Source organism: Pectobacterium aroidearum (genome assembly GCF_041228105.1).
Classification (GTDB): domain Bacteria; phylum Pseudomonadota; class Gammaproteobacteria; order Enterobacterales; family Enterobacteriaceae; genus Pectobacterium; species Pectobacterium aroidearum.
Genome location: NZ_CP166097.1, coordinates 1,576,160 through 1,598,935, shown reverse-complemented (window position 1 = coordinate 1,598,935; position 22,776 = coordinate 1,576,160). Strand labels below are relative to the sequence as shown.

Sequence of the window (22,776 nt, the reverse complement as noted above, 5' to 3'; positions counted from 1 at the left end):
AATGAGCTTTTGCCGTGACGAACCTCCCCATCCAACATGCGTCGTTAAGTTGGAACGCTCAGGGTACACCTGTATCGCAACAGTTTGATGACGTCTATTTTTCGAATCAGGATGGGTTAGCTGAAACCCGTTATGTGTTTTTAAAGGGCAATCAGTTTCCTGAGCGTTTCGCCACACATCCACGCACTGCCTGCGTGATAGCAGAAACCGGCTTTGGTACGGGTCTGAATTTTCTGACGCTGTGGCAGGCGTTTGCCGACTTTCGTCAACAGCAGCCGCAGGCGACCTTGCACCACTTGCATTTCATCAGCTTCGAGAAATTCCCTCTGCGTCGGCATGATTTAGCGGCCGCACATGCTCAGTGGCCGGAACTGGCCGCCTTTGCGGATGAACTGCGTGAGCAATGGCCGCTGCCGCTGCCGGGTTGCCACCGCTTGATTCTGGCGCAAGGCGCTATCACGCTCGATTTATGGTTTGGTGACGTCAACACGTTGCTGCCTGAGTTGGATGACACCCAGAATCATCAGGTCGACGCCTGGTTTCTGGACGGCTTCGCCCCCGCCAAAAACCCGGACATGTGGACAGATAATCTGTTTCAGGCAATGGCTCGTCTGTGCCGTCAAGGAGGCACGTTTGCCACCTTTACCGCTGCGGGCTTTGTACGTCGCGGTCTGCAACAGGCGGGGTTTCAGGTCAGTAAGGTCAAAGGATTCGGACAAAAACGCGAGATGCTGAGCGGCATCCTTCCCGAGACGCTTCCCATCACCTCACCGACACCGTGGTATGCGCGTCCTGCGGCCAGCACGACTGACGATATTGCGATTATCGGCGGCGGCATCGCCAGCGTGCTCACCGCACTGGCGCTGCAACGGCGCGGAGCAAAGGTCACGCTCTACTGTGCGGAAGCCCAGCCTGCCACGGGCGCCTCCGGCAATCGTCAAGGTGCGCTGTATCCTCTGCTGAATAATCGACACGATGCGGTATCCCGCTTTTTCTCCCTTGCTTTTGACTTTGCCCGCCGCAGTTACACGGCACTGGCGCAACAGGGTCTGGCATTTGAGCACCAGTGGTGCGGAGTTAGCCAGCTCGCCTGGGATGAAAAAAGCGCGCGTAAGATCGAACAGATTCTGCAAGGAGAATGGCCGGAAGAGTTAGTCATTAGCGTGGATGCACAACAACTGGAAAACCAAAGCGGTCTGAATCCCGGCGTAAACGGCATCACCTACCCCGACGGCGGCTGGCTGTGTCCGGCAGAACTAACAGCCGCTGCGTTGAAGCTGGCACAGCAGAACGGCCTGTCGGTACAGATGAATACCATCGTTTCCACACTGGAGAAAACGGACGACGGCTGGGCGCTCACCCTCAGTACCGGCCAACGGGTAAGCCATGCGGTTGTGGTGCTGGCAAATGGCTATCACATTACTGATTGGTCGCAAACTCATCATTTACCCGCCTACGCCGTGCGCGGGCAGGTCAGTCATATTCCCACTAACCCCGTGTTGGGGCAGCTTAAACAGGTTCTGTGCTACGACGGCTATTTGACGCCGGTCAGCCCGCGCCATCAAACGCACTGCATCGGAGCAAGCTATGTACGGGGAGAAACCCGCTGTGATTATCGGGAAGAAGAACAGCAAGAGAACCGCCAGCGGCTACTGAACTGCTTGCCCCACGCAGAGTGGGCCAAGACGATCGATGTCAGCGATGCGCAAGCACGTCAGGGTGTGCGCAGTGCGCTACGCGATCATCTGCCGCTGTTAGGAGCCGTGCCGGACTATGAACAAACGCTGGCAGAATATGAAGATCGGCTGCATCCACAGCACCGTGCCGACACCGTGCCGAACGCGCCTTATTGGCGAGATCTGTTTATTATCGGTGCGTTAGGCTCACGCGGGCTCTGCTCTGCCCCACTCGCGGCAGAAATTTTGGCTTCGCAAATGTATGGAGAACCGCTGCCGCTGGATCGCGACACGCTTGCTGCGCTAAACCCGAATCGCTTCTGGATAAGGAAACTGCTGAAAGGCAAACCCGTCACTCAGGATTAATGAGGAAGAAGATGTGCTGGCTTGACTAAGCCAGCACTGATTGCTTAACGATGAGCACTGATGAAATCAGTGTGTACTGTTCTGCGCTTGCTGGAAAAGTCGTTCCCACATTCCGTTAACCAATACCTGATCCGGCGGTGACAGTTCACCATTTTTAATAGCGTTATTAATACTGTCGCTAACGCGCACATGCAGTGCTTCAAGCGTGTGTTCCCCGTTTTCTTCCGCTTCTGCAACCGACACTGTCAGATGACCGCGCAAGTAGCCACCAGCAAAAAGCTCGTCGTCGCTGGCATGTTCTACCATGTCATCAATCAGCGCCAGAATGCGCGTTTCAAATTCTGCGATCATTTCTTATCCTCAAATTTTTTGCAGTTCCCGCTCATCACAGATCGGCTGGATACGGGAAGCTCGCCGCCGTCAGCGGGGGCGTATTGTAAAACGATTGTAGCGCACGAATAAAGCTCGCCGGACGCGCAGGAATCCCCTCGTCCAGATACTGCATCACTTGCGCATGCACACGCCGTTGGAAATCAATGCGATCGGGCTCGCAATCGCCGTTCAGGTTGTCGCAGCTGACATTAAACGGAAAACCCGCCGCAACACAGAACAGCCAGTCGAAGGCCTGGGGTTTAATCTCTACCACTTCGAACTGGCTTTGCGTCGTGGCATCGCGGCCATCCGGGCAGTACCAGTAGCCGAAGTCGACCTGCAAACGCCGCTGGGCACCGGCAATACACCAGTGGGAAATCTCGTGCAGCGCGCTGGCATAAAAACCATGCGCAAACACAATCCGGTGATACGGAATGTCATCATCCGCTGGCAAATAAATCGGCTCATCGTCGCCTTTTACCAGACGGGTGTTGTATTCATCGCCAAAGCAATCATTAAAAATATCAATAAGTTGCTGATAATGGTGCGTCGTTGTCATGTTATCTGTTGTGATCATAAGATTGTTATCATAAAAACTGTCCCAGCCAGGCAGCAATCTCGTGTCCGTGGCTGTCATAAATCAGCTTGCTGCTCATAATGGCGGAAACCAGCACCAGCATAGGACGAATCAGCTTTTGCCCTTTCGTCATCACCATTTTAGCCCCAAGCCGCGCGCCGAGGATCTGCCCGATCAGCATGACGCCCCCAACTACCCAGACCACTTTTCCGCTAAGCATAAAAAACAGCAGCCCGCCGAAGTTGGAGGTAAAGTTCAGGATTTTGGCATTCGCCGTCGCTTTTGCCAGATTGAAACCATACAGGGTGACAAACGCCAGAGCATAAAACGACCCGGCACCGGGGCCAAAGAAGCCGTCATAAAAACCGACGCAGCCGCCTGCCACAATCGCAAACGGAAGCGGCGACAGGCGGCGTTGCCGATCGTCATCACCAATTTTTGGCGTGAGTAAAAAGTAGAGACCAATACCAATAATCAGCACCGGCAGCAGTTGGCGCAAAAAGTCGGCATGGATTTGCTGGATCAGCCAGGCACCAAAGGTCGAACCGATAAACGTCAGCGCAATCGCCAGCTTCTGCTCGCCCAGATTGACCGCGCGGCGACGGATGAAATACAGGCTGGCGGAAAAGGATCCTCCGACGGCCTGAAGTTTATTCGTCGCCAGCGCCTGCGCAGGGGATAAACCCGCCGCCAGCAAGGCTGGGATCGTCAATAAACCGCCACCGCCCGCAATCGAATCAATAAACCCTGCCAACGCCCCAACAAAAAACAGCACGGCCAGCATCTCTGGCCCAAGAACTAACCAGTCCATCGTTATTCGTTATCTCGCAGCAAAATGTCTGTCGAGCAATGCCTGACAAGAAGGAGGCAATGGCGGCGGCGTGGTTTTTTCTGGGGCTTCGCTACTCGGCTGCTTCGGCTGGAACCAGCTGGTTAACTCGGCACCGCATCCGTCACCGATGGGGGGTTCACTCTGTTCCTGACATTCCAGACTGTCCGCCGGGCAGCGCAGGCGCACGTGCATGTGCGCGCGATGCGCAAACCAGGGGCGGACTTTACGCAGCCAGTCACGATCGTGGCCCGCTTCGGCACACAGCTGTTTTTTAATCGCCGGATTGACGAAGATACGCGTCACATCGTTATCCAACGCGGCGGTTTTGATCAGGGTGGTGATTTCCGGTCGCCAGACGCGCGGGTTAACGTTAAGTCCGCTGGCGTTAACCAAGTCGATAGGCTGCGGCTTCAGCAACTGCTGCTCGCTCCAGCGCTGTCTGGGTAATTGCAGCCAGATGTCGACATCCAGCCCGGATTGGTGACTGGCGTGGCCGCTGCTGAAACGTCCACCGACAGGCATGCCCATATCCCCCACCAGCACATTACCCGAGGTCGTACGTTTCACCTCGTTGCTCAGGCGGTGAATAAATGCCAGCAGATCGGGGTGGCCGAAATAGCGGCGCTGATCGACACGCATCACCTGATAATCCAGCGACTGCAATGGCAGCGGCTGGGCACCGATGATACAGCCATTGGAAAAACTACCAATTGACTGCGGCGCGCCCGCAACCGGATGTGCGATCTCCTGCCAGGGCGTTTTCGCCCACGCGACGTTCGACCACAGCGGCGCGCTCAGCGCCAGCGCGAGAACCCCGATTAACCCTTGTTTCATTATTTTTTACCAGCGAGGAACCTGACTATTCACATCCCCACACTGTGCGCGTTGGCGCAGCAGGTGATCCATTAACACAATCGCCATCATGGCTTCGGCAATCGGCACCGCACGAATACCGACACAGGGATCGTGACGGCCGCGTGTGACCATTTCCGTCGCTTCGCCCTGACGGTTGATCGTTTTCCCCGGCACCATAATGCTGGAGGTCGGTTTCAACGCCAGATGCGCAACGATATGCTGGCCGCTGCTGATCCCGCCTAAAATGCCGCCAGCGTGGTTGCTTTGGAAACCGTCCGGCGTGATTTCGTCACGGTTTTCGCTGCCACGCTTGGTGACAACCGCAAAGCCATCGCCAATTTCAACGCCTTTCACAGCATTGATGCTCATTAACGCATGAGCCAGATCGGCATCAAGACGATCAAAGACCGGCTCACCTAATCCGGCGGGCACGGATTCCGCCACGACGCTCACCTTCGCGCCAATGGAGTCGCCCTCTTTTTTGAGCGCACGCATCAGTTCATCCAAGGCTTCCAGCTTGTCGACATCCGGGCAGAAGAACGGGTTTTGCTCAACCTGATCCCAATCTTTCAGTTCGCAGGTGACATCGCCAATCTGCGACAGATAGCCACGTACCTTCACTCCGTATTGCTGCTGCAGGTATTTCTTCGCAATCGCGCCTGCGGCAACGCGCATCGCGGTTTCACGTGCGGAAGAGCGACCGCCACCGCGGTAATCGCGCAGGCCATATTTTTGCTCATAGGTGTAGTCCGCATGACCGGGGCGAAAGACATCTTTAATCGCGCTGTAATCCTGAGAGCGCTGATCGGTGTTTTCAATCAGCAGACCAATGCTGGTCCCTGTTGTCACGCCCTCAAAAACGCCGGACAGGATCTTGACCTGATCGGGCTCGCGGCGCTGCGTCGTATAGCGGGATGTCCCCGGACGGCGGCGATCCAAATCGTGTTGCAGATCCGCTTCGGTCAGCGGGATCCCCGGCGGTACGCCATCAACAATACACCCCAGAGCAATACCGTGGGATTCACCAAATGTAGTGACGCGGAAAAATTGCCCAATACTGTTGCCTGCCATCACAACTCCTTCGCATATGTTCTGTTTCTGTCCCACCGCGCAGCCAGATGCACGATAGGACTAATGAATATCGTTATGACCGCTTAGTCGCGGTAAGCGCTAAAGTGCGCTTTGCAATCAACCAGTTGTGATTGCGTGAGCATAAATACGCCGTCACCGCCATTATCAAACTCCAGCCAGGTGAACGGAATCTCTGGATATTGCTCGATCAGGTGCACCATGCTGTTGCCCACTTCGCAAATCAGCACGCCGTCGTCGCTAAGATAGTCTGGCGCGCAGGCCAGAATACGACGAACCAGATCCAGACCATCGTTGCCCGCTGCCAGCCCCAGTTCCGGTTCGAAACGGAACTCCTGCGGTAGATCGGACATATCTTCTTCGTCCACATACGGTGGATTGGTCACGATCAAATCATAGCGAATCGCAGGCAAATCGCGGAACAGGTCAGACCGAATCGGCGTCACGCGGTATTCCAGGCCGTGCTGCTGAATATTCTGTTCGGTTACCGCCAACGCATCACTGGAGATATCCACGGCGTCAACTTCCGCTTCAGGGAATGCCTGAGCGCAAGCTATTGCAATACAACCGCTGCCCGTACACAGATCCAGAATATGGTTTGGTGCTTTTGGTAACTGCTCATCAAAATAGTTATTGATCAGCTCACCGATAGGAGAACGTGGCACCAGCACGCGTTCATCAACGTAGAATTCCAGGCCGCAGAACCAGGCCTTGTTGGTCAGATAGGCAACCGGAATACGTTCGTTGACGCGGCGGATCACGCGTTCAACAATGCGCTGCCGCTCGCTGGTGATCAAACGAGACGTGTACATATCTTCAGGAATATCGAGCGGCAGATACAGGCTAGGCAATACCAGCTGTATGGCTTCATCCCAGGGATTATCCGTCCCGTGACCGTAATAGACGTTGGCTGCGTTAAACCGGCTGACAGCCCAGCGCAACATATCCTGAATGGTATGAAGTTCACTGACGGCCTCATCGACGAAAATTTTGTCCAAGGGTGTCCTCCGCAGACAGTTCTGAACGGGAAATTGGCGCTTAGTTTGCCATGAAGCCCGCGACAAATCAGCAGATATAACCGACTGAACGCCCCCCGATACAGACTTTTATTTAGCGACAGCAGGCAGACAAGGTAAACTGATCGAATGTTGACGCAAGATGAATGAAATATGAGTAATAAATATTCGCTGAATGACGACGAATTACAGCTTTTTCGCACGTCAATCACTGGCACAAAAAAGTTGCGTCAGGACACCTATACCCACAAACCACTGCGCAGGAAAATAGGCGAATTACCGGCAAAACGGGCATTGCAGGAGCAGGTTGATGCCAGTTTCTATTTCTCGGATGAATTTCAGCCGCAGTTGGATGCAGAAGGCCCTACGCGCTATGTCCGTCCAGGCGCCAGCCACTATGAATTGAAGAAACTGCGACGGGGAGATTATTCACCGGAGCTGTTTCTGGATCTGCACGGCCTGACGCAGCTTCAGGCGAAACAGGAACTGGGCGCGCTGCTGGCAGCTTGCCGTCGGGAGCATGTTTACTGCGCCTGCGTGATGCACGGGCACGGCAAACATATACTGAAACAGCAAACGCCGCTCTGGCTGGCGCAGCACCCCGATGTGTTGGCGTTTCATCAGGCCCCGAAAGAATTTGGGGGGAATGCCGCGCTACTGGTATTGGTGGCACTGGAGGCACCTTCGCTTGAGTAACCCTTGTCATACGTCAAGCATGCGGGCGTGTAGCAGGCTACACGCCTCATCCCCTCTGAATGCCGAGTTTCTCGATTAGCAATCAGGGTTTCGCGGTCAGTTGTGCTGGGCTAACCTGCCAATGCAGCACACCATTGCCGGATTCCGCTTCCAGTTTCACGCAGGCGATGGCGGACGTGGCGAACATCGGAGCCGTTTCATTCCGGCATAATTCTGCAACCAGATAGCCCACCAGCGGCAGGTGCGAAACCACCAGAACCACACTAACGCCTTCTCTCGCCAGCGTTTGCAGGTAATAACCGACAAGCTGGGCATCACCACCGGGCGTCAGTTCATTTAAGCAATCCGCTTCTTCCGGCAGCAGCAGCTCTTTCTTCACCACGTCGAGCGTTTGCTGGGCGCGTAAATAAGGACTCACCAAAACGCGCTCAATATCAATATTTTGCTCGTTCAGCCAACACGCCATCTGGCGAGATTCATCGCGACCAGCGTCGCTCAGTGGCCGAACGGCATCACTCGCTGCATCAAGTACCGCATCACCATGACGCATTATCAACACTTGCATATCACACCGCTATGTTAATGAAATATATGGTATATCCTCATAACCCTGTCGGTATGAGGATTGGCTTTTCTGCAATTGGGCATGCCCGCAACATAAGCCATATAAGGTATAGTGTCTTGCTGTAGGTTACCTGAGTTTCTTGCTATGTAAACTCGCCTGAGATCAGGTTTCGGTAGAAAAACGCATCATCGCCGCGTCTTACCACAGGCAACCAACCGTAATCAGACAAAAATACGACCGAATACTGTTGCAAAATTAACCACCTCAATGCCGCGTTTTTATCCGATCCGTCGCCAAAGAGTCAATTATCGTTATGAATCGATAAAATCAGAAGGCGCACTCAGCTTTCAGTTTTTATCAATAACATATTGATAAATAAAATATTTAAAGACATTTGAGAGATCATTCGCCACCCGAAGAAAATGACCATAATTTTAAAATGGTCATTATAATCAATTACAATAAAACGAATAAATAAGATATAGAATTCAAAAAATAAAAACAAATCAGCATAAAAAACCAAAAAAATAAAAAAAGTCAATTTTTTACACTTTTTTAACACATATTAATTTTGTGATATTGTTAAACAACCACTCTACTTCTATCTTTATCTTAAATAGTGTTTTTTTTACTATTCGTTTTATATAAACAAGGTAATGACACAGAATATAACGTCATATAATAAAAATAGATTGCTCTTCTATTTATGGACGAATGCGCAATTCAGGATAAAGCCCGAAGAACCTCTCTGTTGTTTTATATGCCCGCCATTATTCACGCCATGGAAGAAAAATTAGTAATACATTTCTTTATAGATTTATTCTCACCAAACGGAAAGCACTGAAAATAGTAGTGATATATATTTCAGAAATATGACATTTTTGCGTTCGTGGTTTAGGAAATAAGGAAAAATAACGCCTTTCTCTACATTTTCCTGAATAGCCAAAACCATGCCGCATAAATACCCATATTGATTAAACGACTCGTTATGATTTCTTTCGTAATAATCACTCATAACGAGCAGTTTTCACGGAGACCACGGTACTTTCGTGAAGACACTTTCAATGAAAATAAGTGAGAGGCATATAAAGGAATCGTTATGAATTCTAAACGTATAACATTATCTATTCTGGCGACACTATTCACCACATTCGGCTTTTCCCCCACCGCCAGCAGCGTGACGATTAATGGTCAGATCCCCGTATCACTCACCATTACCGCCGCCTGTACAGTCAATAACGGGGGAGGAGCAGGAACCACATGGGGAACAATAGACTTCGGTTCCCACTCCGACCTGACTGCCGCGATTGATAGCCAGGTGGCCAGCATCGGTGGCAACGGGATCACTGTCAGTTGCTCTGTTGGCACGCCAGCCACATTGCGTATCGGTGAAGGTGCAAACGCCTCCACCACGCTACGCAGACTGGCGCCAGGCACAGGAACCTATAACGTCCCCTACCGTTTATACAGTGACTCAACCCGCACGACTGAAATCCCGCTGAATAGTGCAACGGGTATTGCTATCGTCGCAACAGGCAACCCGCAGATGGTTCCGATTTATGCGCGTATTCAGCCGTCAGACCAGACCGTTCTGGCACCCACCGCTGGGTCTTATACCGATACCGTCACTGCCACTATCGAATGGTAATCTTTTACAGGCCGACATGCCTACGTGTCGGCCTTTTTAGGGTCATTGATCCGTAAGAAAAGGAGCCGTTATGTCACCACGTCTTATACGCGATATCGCGTTTGCTGCCAGTGCCCTGCCGTTCCCCCTGGCGTTGGGTTCTGCCCGCATCGCCATTCAGGCCAAGTAACCACTGGTATTGCGATGCGTTTTCCATCGGTATTGGTTTTGCCACTTCTGCTGTCCGGTTCCATCATCCCCATGGTGGCGATGGCGCTCACCGTTAGCAGCACATTCGATGTCACGGCAACGATACAAAGAGGCTGTGTTTTTGGCACCAGTACGGCAAATAGTCAGCCCAATATGGGCACACTTGACTTCGGAACGCGCAGCGCCACGGCGACCAACGTGGATGTCGCCAGCACGAGCGGCGGCGGCTCGATTGTTGCCACCTGCACACCAGGCACAAGCGCCATCATTGAACTGAGCTACGGTGCCAATGGCGGTAGCAGCGCACAGCGTTATCTGAAAAATGCAGCAGGAACGCGCCTGTTGGCCTATCAGCTTTACCGCGATGCTGCGCGCACGCAGGTATGGGGAACGGGAAGTCTGGCGTTCAGCATTGTCTCCTTTCCCAGCACAACCCAGACCTACACCGTTTATGCCCGCTACTTTGGCGGCACACCTCTGCCTCCCGCAGGGGTTTATACCGATAACGTGACCGTCAGCCTGACTTATTAAAAACAAAACAGGGTGAACACAGGATGAAGAGGAAAATGACGTTTTTTATTCGGGCAATGGTCTTTTTATTAAGCGGATTCGGCTCATCGTGCTTTGCCGCCAGTTCTATCCTCGTGTGGCCGATTTATCAGGTCATTGAATCCGATGAGAACAGTTCAGCCCTGTGGCTGGAAAACAAAGGCAATGCACCCGTTGGTTTGCAAATCCGCATCATGTCCTGGAAGCAAATAGACTTTCAGGATCGTTATGCCGAACAAAATAACGTAATTGCGACACCGCCGTTCATGACGCTGGAACCGGGTAAACGCAATATGGTGCGCCTGATTCGCGTCAACTCAGCCCCCGCTAATACCGAACAGGCTTACCGCATCATCGTTGATGAGATTTCCGCCCCTTATCAACAAAATACCCCGCAGATGGGGCTGCAATTCCAGATGCGCTATCTGCTACCTCTGTTTCTTGATGGTGAAGGCGTCTGGACACATGCTCGCCCGGAGAAACGACGCGCCAACGCCGAACCGACGCTGCCCGTACTCAGTTGGCGAATCAGCGCGGTGGGGGGGAGAAACTATCTTTATGTCCGCAACCGTGGCGTGGTGCATGCCCGGCTGAGTAACGTCTATTGGTCAGCCGACCAGAGCGGGAAAGGAAGCCGAATAAAGATAACCGACGGCTTTTTAGGCTATGTGCTACCGGGGCAAGAGATGCGCTGGCCGTTACCTGCTGGCGTATCCACCCCGAGCGCAGCGATGCAGCTCTTCACCAATCTGATCGATATCACCGATCCCATACTGATTAAACGCGAATGATGGATCGGTTAATAACAGAGGCGAGTCTGTTGGCTGTCCGGTCATGGTGAGATGTAGCATGACGCACAAAACAGGTGCCTTTCTCCTGCTCATGTGCGCCCCGCTTGCGCTGTTTTATTCTGCGACCCTTCTCGCGGAAGAGTATACCGATCTCCCCGCGCCCCCCAGCGCGATGCCCTCGCTCAGCGAATCCGTCTATTATTTAACACTTTCCGTCAACGGACAGAGCGATAACGCGGTAGTCCCTGTCACGTATCGTGCCGGGAACTATTATGTGGATGCGGCCGCGCTGCGCCAGAATCACATTCGCCTGTCAGAGCAAAGCGTGGGGCTGGTCAATATCAGCGCTCTGCCAGACGTCACCGTCGATTACGATCAGGCCATACAGCAGCTAAAACTCACCGTGCCCATGCACTGGCTACCCGAGCAATCCGTTGAAGGCGGAGGGCAGAATATGGCGCGCCTTCCCGCTCGCACCAGTCCCGGCCTGTTATTCAACTATAACCTTTATTACACCTCGCCCCGCAGCAGTTCGGACTCGCTCAGCAGTTGGATGGAACAGCGCTTCTTCAGCCCCTACGGAACCCTATCCAATACGGGGATCTACTATTTCACATCGGGCAATAGTACCTCGCAGCAAGATGGCTATCAGCGCTTCGATACCTATTGGCGTTATAACGATAACGAACGCATGCTCACCTATCAGGTTGGCGATCTGATTAGCAACTCCCTGACGTGGAGCAACTCGGTGCGTATGGGCGGCCTGCGTGTCACCCGCAATTTCGGCCTTCGCCCGGATATCGTGACCTATCCAATGCTGCAATACACCGGTACGGCCGCCGTACCCAGCACGCTTGACTTGTTTATTAACGGTTATAAAGCCAACAGCACGAACCTGAACGCGGGTCCGTTCACCCTCACCAATACGCCTTACCTGAATGGTGCAGGGGAAGCGACGGTGATTACCACGGACGCTCAAGGGCGGCAGGTTTCTACCACGATTCCTTTTTATGTCTCCAACGCCTTGCTGCGGGAGGGATTAAGCGATTTCGATCTGTCCGTTGGTGTTTTGCGCCGGGACTATGGGGTACAGAATAACTCCTACACTGACGATCCTGCCGTCAGCGGCATCTATCGCTACGGGCTGACCAATAAGCTGACGGTATCGACACATGGCGAGGCCGTACAGGATCTGTATCTACTCGGCGCAGGGGTGGACTTTACCGTGGGTCGCTGGGGCACGCTGAGTTCCTCTTACAGTCAAAGTGAAAAGGAAGCCACCGGACACCAATACACCACGGGCTACTCTTACTACAGTTCCGCATTTGGCCTGAGCGTCCAACACGCTAAACGCAGTGAAAAGTACCGCGATTTAGCCTCCGTGCTCACAGAAGGCCGCCTCAGTCGGGAAAGTTATCAGGCGACGCTCAGCAGCCAGTTGTTTGGTGAAGGCAATGGTTCATTCGGCGTGGGTTATTTCGATATCCGCTCGTACGATTCAATCCGTACCCGTCTGCTGAATCTCTCTTTCAGCCGTCAGGTCTGGCAAGACAGCTCCATTTACCTCGCCTTTAACAAAGCGCTGGGAGGAAACGGCTACAGCGCCCAACTCCAGTTCGTGATGCCTTTTGGTCGCAACGGCAGCATCAATGCCGGGGTCCAGCGTGACAGCAATGGCGATTACTCACCGCGCATTGGAGTGAACCGCACCACGCCGACAGAAGGCGGATTAGGCTGGAACGCCGCCTATGGCGCAGGCAGAAACCCTTATCATCAAGGGGCGCTGAACTGGCGCGGCCCTTATGCCATGCTTGCTGGCGGGACGTATGGCAATGAAGGCAATATGACACAGTGGGGGGAACTGAGCGGCTCGCTAATCTACATGAACGGGGGGCTTTTCCCCAGCAACCGCATCAACGATGCCTTTATTGTGGTCGATACCGAAGGATACCCCGATGTCCCGGTGAAATATGAAAATCAGCTCGTGGGGAAAACCAACAAAAACGGCCACTTACTTGTCCCGTGGGTCGTGTCCAACTACCCGGCGAAAGTGGAAATCGATACGCTACAACTGCCAGCCAACGTCACGACACCTCAGGTGGAATCACGCGTGGCAGTCAAAGAAGGCAGTGGCACCATCGTGAAATTCCCCGTTCATGTCGTGCGTTCCGCCAACATCAGGCTGCTCAATTCGGAGGGCAACCCGCTCACCATCGGCACCTGGATCACCGACGAAATCAGCGGCGACACCACGATCAGCGGCTACGATGGTCTGGCCTACTTCGCCAATCTGAGCACCGCTAATCGCTTACGCTTTAAACAAGAAGACGGACGGCTTTGCCGGGTGGAATTCTCGCTGCCGGAATCTCAGAACATGATGGCGACCATCGGCCCGCTCACCTGCCAGACTGACCCAAAAGGATAAAACGATGCTGAATCCGATACCGAAGATTCCTTTCACCTTTTCCGCCAACTGGCAGACTATCCGTTGGTTGCGTCTGCCCTTGCTCATGATGACATTCTATTACGCGCCTTTTGGCTATGCCGCCTGTACCACGCCCCCCAGCAACACCACGCTGGGGCCTTATGGTTCTTCCGTTGTCGGTGTTAACGGATCACCACAGATCGTGGCATCGGGAAGCGGGTTTCGTTGTACGGGGAGTGTGTTGAGTTTAATCAGTCCCAATACCATCACCGCGACGATACAGAGTGACAGCAACCCCAGCGGAACCACCATGCGGCTGCGCAGAGGGACAAGCACAGATTACGTTCCTTACAGCCTGTGTATGGATTCCGGCTGCGGTACGCTCTATAACATCAACTCGTCCTACACCTGGAGCCGGACTACCTTTCTGGACATATTAGGCCTGTTCAATTCCACTGACGGCACAATGCCGATCTATATCCGCACCAGTACCGGTAACAACATTTCCGCCGGTACCTATACCGACACAGTGACCATCAAATGGGATTACCGACTGTGTGCGCTGGGTGCATTAGGCCTCTGCATTTACGATGAGGGCTCAACGACGTCAACCCTCAATATCACCATGAACATCACCAATGATTGCCAGATCACCAACGCACCGAATATCAGCTTTGGTACTGCGGCATTTCCCGCCGATTTTGCGGATGTCAACAATAGCCTCGGCGTTCGCTGTACGCTGCTGGGCGCGTATACCGTCAAGCTGGTCAGTACCCACCCTGACGATGCCAATTGGCGCAGAATGACAGCCACCGTCGGCGGCACGCCCTACTACCTGCAATATCAGTTCTATCGCACCGGGAATATCGCCTGGACCGAGACGAACGATTACAGCGGGACGGGTTCGGGGATTACACAGAGTATCCCGTACACCGCCCGCATTAACGCCAGTCAGGCCAGCAAGCCGGAGGGGGCGTATAAAGACACCGTCACGATCAACGTCACAATTAACTAGCGCTATCGTCCTCATCGGTTGGCGGATAAAACGTCCGCTGACCTTCCCGCATCGCAAGCAAACGCTCACAGGGCGCGAACCGATCGCCATACTGTTGTTGCAGCACCAGTAGTGTTTTCACGACGGTTTCCATCCCCAGACGATCCATGTAGTGGAACGGTCCGCCAAGAAACGGTGGGAAACCAATACCAAAGACCGCCCCGATATCACCATCGCGCGCACATTGAATCACGCCTTCATCCAGACAACGCGCCGCCTCATTCAGCATCATCATTACGCCACGCTGGCTAATTAGCGCAGGGTCGATGTGAGCCTTTGCCGTCACATCCAGCAGCGGGTAAATTGAGCTATCAACCTCCCTCCCCGTCTGCCAGAAACGGCGCGTTTTATTGTATCGATAGAACCCTTTCCCATTCTTACGCCCTTTGCGCCCATCTTTCAGGATCGCATCAAACGCGGGCGGGGAGGTGAAACGAGTGCCCAGTTCTTCACTTAACACTGGCACAATTTTGGTCGCGACATCGATGCCGACTTCATCAAGCAGCGCAAACGGGCCAACGGGGAAACCAAAGCGCACCAGCGCATAGTCTATCGATTCAATTGGCTCGCCTTCCAGCAGGCAGTAAGCCGCTTCATTGATATAAGGAGCCAATATGCGGTTCACATAAAAACCGGCGCTGTCACCCACGACGATCGCGGTTTTTCCCTGCTTTCTGGCTAGAGCAACCGTCGTCGCCACCGTTTCGGCACTGGTATGAGCATGAGGAATCACTTCAACCAGCGGCATTTTGTCTACCGGACTAAAATAGTGCAGCCCAATAACCTGCTGTGGACGGCGCGCGCCCTCTGCAATCTGATGGATCGGCAGCGATGAGGTGTTGGATGCGAAAATCGTATGCGGCGCGGCATGATCTTCAATCTCCGCCACCATTTGCCGCTTCAGCGCCAGATCTTCGAACACGGCCTCAATGACAATATCCGCATGTTCAAACCCGCGATAATCGGTACTGCCGGAAATCAACGTCATCAACCGCTGACGCTCCGTCGGCTTCATCCGTTTACGCTGAACGCGCTGGGTCAACAGTTGCCAGTTGTACTTCAATGCATGGTTGATACCCTGCTCATTGATATCTTTAATCCGCACCGGCAACTGCCCGCGCGTCGCCGTCACGCTGGCGATCCCTCCTCCCATCAACCCGCCGCCAAGAATGCCGACGTAGTGGATCGGTTTCGCGTCAGAGGCTGCACCAGTGGTTTTCTTTAACGCGTTGGAAGCAAAGAACAAATGGCGTAGCGCGGCAGATTCCGGCGTCATCACCAGCTTACCGAACGCTCGCGCCTCCTGTCGGTATCCTTCTTCACGACCCTTTTCCACTCCCCGGCGCACGACCTGAATAATCTTTTCAGTAGCCGGATAGTTGCCGTGTGTTTTCGCACGGGTTTTGCGCTTCACCATCTTGAAAAGTACATGGCGAATGCCCGGACTGCTCAGCAGGCGCGACCGCCAGCCAAGCGGCTCCACTTTACGTTTTCCTTTTTTGAGTATCTCGACTGCGGTATCCAGCAGGATATCGTGCGGAACGGCCTCATCGACCAGCCCCTGCCGTAACGCCTGATTCGCGCGGAGGTGGCGACCGGTCAGAATGAGATCCAACGCGCTATCCAGACCAATCAACCGCGGCAAACGCTGCGTTCCGCCTGATCCGGGAAGGAGTCCAAGCTGCACTTCCGGTAACCCCAGCACCGTTTTTTCATCCAGCGAGCAAACGCGATAATCGCAGGCTAATGCCAGTTCCAGCCCGCCGCCCAGACAAGCGCCGTGAATCGCGGCCACCACGGGGAACGGTAATGCAGCAATCTGCTCAAAGGTTTCCTGTCCCTGCTTTGCCAGATTTTCAGCCTGTTCAGCGCTGCGGCACTGGTTCAACATGGTGATGTCCGCACCCGCGATAAACGAATCAGGTTTGGAAGAAATCAGGATCAACCCCCTGAGCGTCGCATGTTGTCGCGCCAGCTCGAAGACCGAAAGAATCTGCTGCGCAAATTCGCTTTTTAGCGTGTTTACCTTCTCGCCGGGCACGTCAATGCCGATCACACCGATATTATCCGGCCGAATCGTGAGGGAAAAGGCAGAGGGGCTTTCCGTTATGGCAGAGAAAGGCTGTTGATCGTTCATGGCGTCACCTCCAGTACCATTGCCGCACCCAGCCCGCCCGCCGCGCAGGCGGTGGTTAATCCCAGTCCGCCGCCGCGACGGCGCAGTTCATTCAGCGTTTGGGTAATCATCCTCGCGCCGGTGGCCGCAAAGGGGTGTCCATAGGCAATGGAGCCCCCCAGCACATTGAACTTAGCGCGATCTACCTCACCCAGCGCGGCATTCCTACCCAGTTGATGACGGGCGAACTCATCGCTGGCAAACAGTTTGAGGTTTGCCAGCGTCTGGGCGGCAAAGGCTTCGTGCATATCAATGAGCGTCAAATCAGCCAGCTTCACTCCAGCCCTTGCCAGCGCAAGCGGAGAGGCATAAGCCGGCCCCAGCAACATATCACGCTGCACGCCGATAGCGCTGAATGCATAACTACGCAGGTAGCCTAGCGGCGTGAGTCCCAGACTTTTGGCTCGAGATTCACTCATCATCAACACGGCCGCCGCGCCATCCGTCAGCGGCGTACTGTTCGCCGCCGTCACGGAGCCATGCCGGCGATCGAATGCCGGGCGTAAACGGGAATACTGCTCCAGTGCGGAATCATGGCGCACATTGTTATCTTCACTCAGCGCCTTCTCATAAGGCGGGACATAAGCCGTCATCACTTCATCGCGCAGCACGCCAGATTCCCAGGCTTGGGCCGCCAGCTTGTGCGAACGGAGCGCCAACTCATCCTGCTCTTCACGCGTGATGCCGTAGGTTTTTGCCATCTGTTCAGCGGTGTCGCCCATACGCAACCCGGTGGAATACTCCGCCACGGCGGGGGCAACTGGCAGCAGGTCTTTCGGGCGTAGGCCGCTTAACAGCTTTAACTTCTGGCCCAGCGTTCTGGCTTTGTTCATATCCACCAGCGTTCTGGCCAGCGCTTTGCTGACACCAATAGGCAGCACGGAAGAGGAATCTGCGCCGCCAGCAATACCGACTTCCACCGTCCCCGCCATAATGCTTTCCGCCACGTTGGCAACCGCCTGAAAGCTGGTCGCGCAGGCACGCGACACGCTGTAGGCATCGGTATGCACACTCATGCCCGTGCCAAGTACGATCTCTCTGGCGATATTCGGCGCTTCAGGCATTTGAACCACTTGTCCAAACACCAGTAGTTCGATCAATTCAGGATCGATACCCGTGCGAACCAGTAATTCACTGGTGACGAGCTTCCCTAACTCGAGGGCCGGTACGCCATGGTAGGCCGTTGCCTGCCGGGCAAATGGGGTGCGTAATCCGCTCACGAACGCAATGCGATCGCCACGGCGGGTTATCAGAGGTAATACCTCGCTCATAAACGCTCCTGTTAACCGAAAATAAAGTGCACGCACAACAGGTCAGACCTGATTTCATTGTTAACCAGATAGTTACATTACGCAAAGCTGCGCAACATAAAAGTGTGAAGAACATGCCACTGTCCGCGAGGAGAACAGACGAGATGACCGCTGAGTAGTGATTTCAGCAGCCATCTCGGTATTGATTACATCAGGTGAGGGAATGCGTGCGGCGAAAGTCTGCTTTCACACTTTCCAGCAGGGAAGGTTCTGTCAATAAGCGGTAACCCGAGAGCGACAGAGCCTGTGCGGCCACCAGCAGCGCCTGATCGCCCTGTAGGGAAATGGCGGCATCACGAAACGCAGGCGTGTGCGCCACCAGATCGTCAGGGCCAATTTTGATATAGCAATGGCTGACGGGGATAACATGACTGGCGTTACCTGCATCCGTGGAACCAAGGCCACGACGTGGCTGGTCGGAGAGCGTTTCTCCCAACGCCACCAGTTCTTCTCCCACGATGGTATCCAGCGGTCTATTAGTAATCAAATCCTTAACGGGATTTTGGAATCGTTCAACCTTCAGCGTACTCCCCGTTGCCAATGCAGCACCTTCCGCTACCGCCCGAACTCTTTCACTGACGGCCTGCGCACGCTGCCAGGTTGAGGCTCGAATATAAAACCGTGCAGACGCATATTCAGGAATGATATTTGGCGCTTCTCCGCCGTGGGTAATAATACCGTGGATACGCGTATCGCCCGGCAGTTGCTGCCGCAGCGCGTTGATACCGGTAAAGAGTTGAATCACCGCATCCAGCGCGTTAATCCCCTCTTCCGGAGACGCTGAAGCATGTGCCGCTCGGCCAGTAAAATGGAAATCCAACGGATCGACAGCCAGACTGGCAGAGGTCAGTTGCGTTTTACCCGAGCCGTGAATCATCAACGCAGCATCAATACCATCAAATATGCCCGCATCCGCAAAGCTGCCTTTGGCACTGCCGTTAACGCCGCCCTCCTCCGCCGGTGTGCCAAATACCCACACCTCTCCCCCCGTCTGATCCACGACGTGAGAGAGCGCAATCGCGGCCGCCACGCTGCTCGTGCCAATCAGATTGTGGCCGCAGGCGTGCCCCAATCCCGGCAGCGCATCATATTCGGCCAGATAGCCAATCCGTGGCCCGCTGTTCGCCGAACCTTTGTGTGCCACGAAGCCCGTTTCATGCCCGGCGATATCCCGCGTTACGGTAAAACCGGCGTCACGAAGCAGGTCCGTCAGGGTTTCTGCGGCAAAATACTCCTGATTGCCCAGTTCGGGGCGGGCATGGATCTGATGGCTAACCTGGAGATATTTCTGTGCGGTCTGTTCAAAATGCGATCGGATGATGCCCCGATGATGGGAAATTAACTCACTCATTCTTCGCCTCCTGATGTCATCATTACGCTAGCCATATGAATAATTTGAATAAAAGATAGGTTTATTGCTTTCTCAAATCGTCTTCAAGCTGGTTAAGTTTGTCCTGCAAATCTTTAGCGGGTAGATCCACGACGACCGCGACGCCTTTTGTATCCTCTTTCACTGCTGCAATCACATCAGGCTGGTGATATAGCGCCACAATCCGCTGGTAGACCGGATTGTCTTTATCCTTTTCTCGAGCGGCAAACACGTTTACATAAGGTAAAGCAGACGGCGCAGTAGGATCGTCCTGAAATAGGATCTTGTCGGCAGGCAAACCTGCATCCACCGCCACGCCCTGATTGATGACCGATGCTGCCACATCAGCCAGCACGCGCGGGGTCTGTTGTGCTACCACCGGCAGAATTTTCAGCTTGCGTGGGTTCTCGATAATATCGTCAGGTGTCGCGTGCAATCCCGCACCGTCTTTCAACGTGAGCAAGCCGGATGATTCCAGCACCTTGAGTGCACGTCCTTGATTGGACGGATCGTTTGGCAAGGCAATTTGCGCCCCCTGCGGAATATCCTTCAGCTCGCGGTATTTCTCCGAATACAGCGCCATAGGCACAATTTGTGTCGCGCCGATCGGAACAATCGTGAGTTGGTTATTCACGTTGAACTGACTGAGGAAAGCCAAATGTTGAAACGCGTTAAGATCGACATCACCGTTAGCCAGCGCTTTATTAGGTAATGCATAGTCCGAAAAACTGATCAGTTTGATGTTGATGTTCTCCGCTTTCGCTTTTTGCGAAAGCACCTTCCAATATGCGTCTTCACTTCCCGCTACGCCGATGGTTACATCCACAGGCTTTTGTGCTGCGCCAGCCTGTAAGGAGAGCGTCAACAGCGTTCCTAATACCATTTTTTGCCATGTCATTGTTCACTCCTTAATTAAATGAAAACCCAGTGAAATATCGTCAACTTAACTCCACCGTCGCCATGGGGTGTTAGCGCCGCATGATACGGCGGGAAAAATAGTTGCCAGCATGTTGAGCCAGTTGAACCAGCACAATCAGAATCACCACTGTGACAACCATGACCGAGGTGTTAAACCGGTTGTAGCCGTAGGTCATTGCCAAATTGCCCAATCCACCGCCGCCAACCATTCCAGCAACGGCAGAGAAATCGACCAGAGCAACAGTAATAAATGTCAGCCCCATAATCAGCGGGCCCAGCGCTTCCCGAATCAGTACTCCCGTAATGATCTGCAAAGGGGTCGCACCCAGTGCGCGTGCGGCTTCAATCATGCCGGGATCGACCGACATCAGATTGTTTTCCACTACCCTCGCAATCGCGCAAGCGGCAACCAGAATCATTGGGAAAATAGCAGCAGCAATACCGATGGTGGTTCCCACAACCATGCGTGTCATGGGGCTCACCGCCACCAGAAAAATAATGAACGGAATGGGCCGCACAATGTTGATAACCAGATTCAACAACACAAACAGCACGCGATTTTCAAATAATCCTCCCGTACGGCTTAGAAATAGCAACAAGCCCAAACCAATGCCCAGAACGCTGGCAAATAACAACGTCACTAATACCATCGCCAACGTTTCACCAGTAGCGACCAGCAGCGTCTGCCAGAATGTCGTCCAATCAACCCTCATGACTCACCTCCCTGACTTCCACCGTTTGCGCCAGCGTTTCCAGCGCGGCAGCAATACTGTCTGGCGACTCCACAATCAGGCTGCCGAACAACGCTCCCTGTAACTCGCTGATATTGCCGTAAATAATGTTGTAATCGATAAGCGGATGCAGACGTGCCGTTTGTGACAACAGCGGTACACTGGTTGAGCCGTCATGAAAAATGAGCTGGTATAGCGAACCGGAATGGCGTGATTGCAGCGTCTGCAATAACCGAGGAGGTAAACGATCGTTAAAAATTGAGCGCACAAAGTTACGCGTGGTTTTATGCTCAGGACGGGTGAAAATATCGACCACACGTCCCTGTTCGATAACCCGACCTTGTTCCATGACGGCAACCCGGTGGCAAATGCGGCGGATCACATTCATCTCATGCGTAATCAACAAGATCGTGATGTGATATTGGCGATTGATACTCTCCAGCAACTGAAGAATATCCTCCGTGGTTTCGGGATCCAGCGCTGAAGTCGCCTCGTCGCAAATTAGAATATCCGGTGAGCTAACCAGCGCTCTGGCAATGCCGACGCGCTGTTTCTGCCCGCCGGAAAGCTGCTCGGGATAGTGATCCTTCTTATCTTCCAGGCCGACAAAGCGCAGCACTTCGTCAACCCGCTGCTGTATCTGTTGGCGATTCATACGCGCCAAGCGTAGCGGCCAAGCAACATTACCCGCTACCGTTCGCGACTGAAATAAATTGAACGTTTGGAAGACCATGCCAATGCGACGCCGGAGTTGGCGCAGGGCGTCTGAGGAAAGCAAAGTGATATCCTGCTGGTTAATCGTCACTTTCCCTTCCGTTGGCGTTTCCAGCAAATTAACCAGACGCAACAGCGTACTTTTTCCTGCTCCGCTGAACCCGATGATGCCGAAAATCTCTCCTCTATCAATGTCCAATGTGACATCTTTCACGGCATACAGCGTTTTACCCTGTGTCGTAAACGACTTGCTAACATGCTCAAAACTGATCAAAACAGGACTCGATTTTGTATAAAGAAATAATACTGAAATTAAATAGAATCACAGAGTTATCTGCCAGAAACAAAAAATACTATCCAATTGCGATTGTTTGCTAACGGAAGAAGAGAGAGGGAAACACGAGGCGTAATTCGGTACAACACATTATCAATGCGAACAACAGAAAGACCGTAGGAAAGGGAAATACACGTGAGTGGAGAGAAAAACATCTGGCAGGCATAATAAACCAGTGCCTACCAGAAAAATACTTAACGCAGACCGAGCTGGAAAATCATCGTTTCAGCCTGGCAGCTGAACGTAAAATCGATGTCCAGTTTCACGCCGCCGTCTACCTCTTCCAGCGTGCTGACGATGTCGCAAGGTTCAGATTCTACCGCGCGCGCTTTTTCCGTCAACGCGGCCAACGCCGCTTCAGCATCAGAACGATCGCTGAAAACTTTGCTGTAAGACGCCGTGCAATCGGTGTTATCCATGATTGTGCCGACATCGACACAGCAACACGCTGCGGTTTCCTCAGCACTGCATTTGTTGATTACGTTCGTCATGCTACTTTCCTCTTAAGACTTAAGATGCGGGAG

21 protein-coding genes are annotated in these 22,776 nt (G+C 53.4%); 7 read left to right on the top strand and 14 right to left on the bottom strand.

The features are described 5' to 3' along the window. Nucleotides 1–14: 14 nt before the first annotated feature. A complete protein-coding gene (mnmC, locus tag AB8809_RS07195) occupies nt 15–2,042 on the top strand; it encodes a bifunctional tRNA (5-methylaminomethyl-2-thiouridine)(34)-methyltransferase MnmD/FAD-dependent 5-carboxymethylaminomethyl-2-thiouridine(34) oxidoreductase MnmC (RefSeq protein ID WP_349855785.1) in 2,028 nt (675 codons plus the stop codon). Nucleotides 2,043–2,108: 66 nt separating this feature from the next. Here mnmC and AB8809_RS07190 read toward each other — a convergent pair whose 3' ends face one another. The 6 genes from AB8809_RS07190 to prmB all read right to left on the bottom strand — a co-directional run bounded on the left by AB8809_RS07190 (nt 2,109) and on the right by prmB (nt 6,765). Then, a complete protein-coding gene (locus AB8809_RS07190; RefSeq protein WP_010285074.1) occupies nt 2,109–2,393 on the bottom strand; it encodes a YfcL family protein in 285 nt (94 codons plus the stop codon). A 34-nt stretch (nt 2,394–2,427) separates the two neighbouring features. Beyond that, a complete protein-coding gene (locus AB8809_RS07185; RefSeq protein WP_180777630.1) occupies nt 2,428–2,973 on the bottom strand; it encodes an elongation factor P hydroxylase in 546 nt (181 codons plus the stop codon). A 28-nt stretch (nt 2,974–3,001) separates the two neighbouring features. Further along, on the bottom strand, nt 3,002–3,802 hold the full coding sequence (locus AB8809_RS07180; protein ID WP_015841000.1) for a sulfite exporter TauE/SafE family protein: 801 nt from the start codon (nt 3,800–3,802) through the stop codon (nt 3,002–3,004). A 9-nt stretch (nt 3,803–3,811) separates the two neighbouring features. Beyond that, nucleotides 3,812–4,657: a penicillin-insensitive murein endopeptidase gene (gene mepA, locus AB8809_RS07175; protein WP_015841001.1), complete on the bottom strand. Its 846-nt coding sequence runs from the start codon at nt 4,655–4,657 to the stop codon at nt 3,812–3,814. Between the two features lie 6 nt (nt 4,658–4,663). Continuing rightward, nucleotides 4,664–5,749 carry a chorismate synthase gene (gene aroC, locus AB8809_RS07170; RefSeq protein WP_015841002.1) on the bottom strand — a complete coding sequence of 362 codons (1,086 nt, stop codon included), beginning with the start codon at nt 5,747–5,749 and terminating at the stop codon, nt 4,664–4,666. Nucleotides 5,750–5,832: 83 nt separating this feature from the next. Further along, nucleotides 5,833–6,765 carry a 50S ribosomal protein L3 N(5)-glutamine methyltransferase gene (gene prmB, locus AB8809_RS07165; protein ID WP_015841003.1) on the bottom strand — a complete coding sequence of 311 codons (933 nt, stop codon included), beginning with the start codon at nt 6,763–6,765 and terminating at the stop codon, nt 5,833–5,835. A gap of 171 nt (nt 6,766–6,936) precedes the next feature. Between prmB and smrB the strand changes: the two genes are divergently transcribed. Next, complete coding sequence (gene smrB / locus AB8809_RS07160) at nt 6,937–7,479, top strand: endonuclease SmrB (RefSeq protein WP_014699114.1); 543 nt, start codon at nt 6,937–6,939, stop codon at nt 7,477–7,479. A gap of 82 nt (nt 7,480–7,561) precedes the next feature. On the opposite strand, the gene sixA is transcribed toward smrB, so the two are convergent. Continuing rightward, on the bottom strand, nt 7,562–8,044 hold the full coding sequence (sixA, locus tag AB8809_RS07155; RefSeq protein WP_320703700.1) for a phosphohistidine phosphatase SixA: 483 nt from the start codon (nt 8,042–8,044) through the stop codon (nt 7,562–7,564). 1,099 nt (nt 8,045–9,143) lie between these two features. Between sixA and AB8809_RS07150 the strand changes: the two genes are divergently transcribed. The 5 genes from AB8809_RS07150 to AB8809_RS07130 all read left to right on the top strand — a co-directional run bounded on the left by AB8809_RS07150 (nt 9,144) and on the right by AB8809_RS07130 (nt 14,661). Next, nucleotides 9,144–9,692, top strand: coding sequence for a spore coat U domain-containing protein (locus AB8809_RS07150; RefSeq protein ID WP_015841005.1), 549 nt, complete (start codon nt 9,144–9,146; stop codon nt 9,690–9,692). 183 nt (nt 9,693–9,875) lie between these two features. Beyond that, nucleotides 9,876–10,412, top strand: coding sequence for a spore coat U domain-containing protein (locus tag AB8809_RS07145; protein WP_181829012.1), 537 nt, complete (start codon nt 9,876–9,878; stop codon nt 10,410–10,412). A 35-nt stretch (nt 10,413–10,447) separates the two neighbouring features. Further along, on the top strand, nt 10,448–11,221 hold the full coding sequence (locus tag AB8809_RS07140; RefSeq protein WP_015841008.1) for a molecular chaperone: 774 nt from the start codon (nt 10,448–10,450) through the stop codon (nt 11,219–11,221). Nucleotides 11,222–11,279: 58 nt separating this feature from the next. Next, nucleotides 11,280–13,646, top strand: a complete 2,367-nt coding sequence (locus AB8809_RS07135; RefSeq protein ID WP_349855790.1) for a fimbria/pilus outer membrane usher protein — start codon at nt 11,280–11,282, stop codon at nt 13,644–13,646. Between the two features lie 4 nt (nt 13,647–13,650). Continuing rightward, a complete protein-coding gene (locus tag AB8809_RS07130; protein WP_180777625.1) occupies nt 13,651–14,661 on the top strand; it encodes a spore coat U domain-containing protein in 1,011 nt (336 codons plus the stop codon). Here AB8809_RS07130 and fadJ read toward each other — a convergent pair. From fadJ to AB8809_RS07095, 7 genes are all read right to left on the bottom strand, one after another. Then, a complete protein-coding gene (gene fadJ / locus AB8809_RS07125) occupies nt 14,654–16,837 on the bottom strand; it encodes a fatty acid oxidation complex subunit alpha FadJ (protein WP_349855792.1) in 2,184 nt (727 codons plus the stop codon). The genes AB8809_RS07130 and fadJ overlap by 8 nt on opposite strands. After that, entirely contained in the window at nt 16,834–18,147 is a 1,314-nt protein-coding gene (fadI, locus tag AB8809_RS07120) for an acetyl-CoA C-acyltransferase FadI (protein WP_349855794.1), read from the bottom strand. The genes fadJ and fadI overlap by 4 nt, the downstream gene beginning before the upstream one ends. A gap of 190 nt (nt 18,148–18,337) precedes the next feature. After that, nucleotides 18,338–19,537, bottom strand: a complete 1,200-nt coding sequence (locus tag AB8809_RS07115) for a M20 family metallopeptidase (protein ID WP_182099871.1) — start codon at nt 19,535–19,537, stop codon at nt 18,338–18,340. Nucleotides 19,538–19,598: 61 nt separating this feature from the next. Continuing rightward, nucleotides 19,599–20,453: a MetQ/NlpA family ABC transporter substrate-binding protein gene (locus AB8809_RS07110; RefSeq protein ID WP_349855796.1), complete on the bottom strand. Its 855-nt coding sequence runs from the start codon at nt 20,451–20,453 to the stop codon at nt 19,599–19,601. A 70-nt stretch (nt 20,454–20,523) separates the two neighbouring features. After that, complete coding sequence (locus AB8809_RS07105; protein WP_129705454.1) at nt 20,524–21,186, bottom strand: methionine ABC transporter permease; 663 nt, start codon at nt 21,184–21,186, stop codon at nt 20,524–20,526. Then, the gene (locus AB8809_RS07100; RefSeq protein ID WP_349855798.1) at nt 21,176–22,192 is read right to left on the bottom strand and encodes an ATP-binding cassette domain-containing protein; all 1,017 of its coding nucleotides are present in this window, start codon (nt 22,190–22,192) and stop codon (nt 21,176–21,178) included. Before AB8809_RS07100 ends, AB8809_RS07105 begins: the two co-directional genes overlap by 11 nt. Before the next feature lie 254 nt (nt 22,193–22,446). Next, nucleotides 22,447–22,743, bottom strand: coding sequence for a YfcZ/YiiS family protein (locus AB8809_RS07095; RefSeq protein WP_015841013.1), 297 nt, complete (start codon nt 22,741–22,743; stop codon nt 22,447–22,449). Between the last annotated feature and the right edge of the window lie 33 nt (nt 22,744–22,776).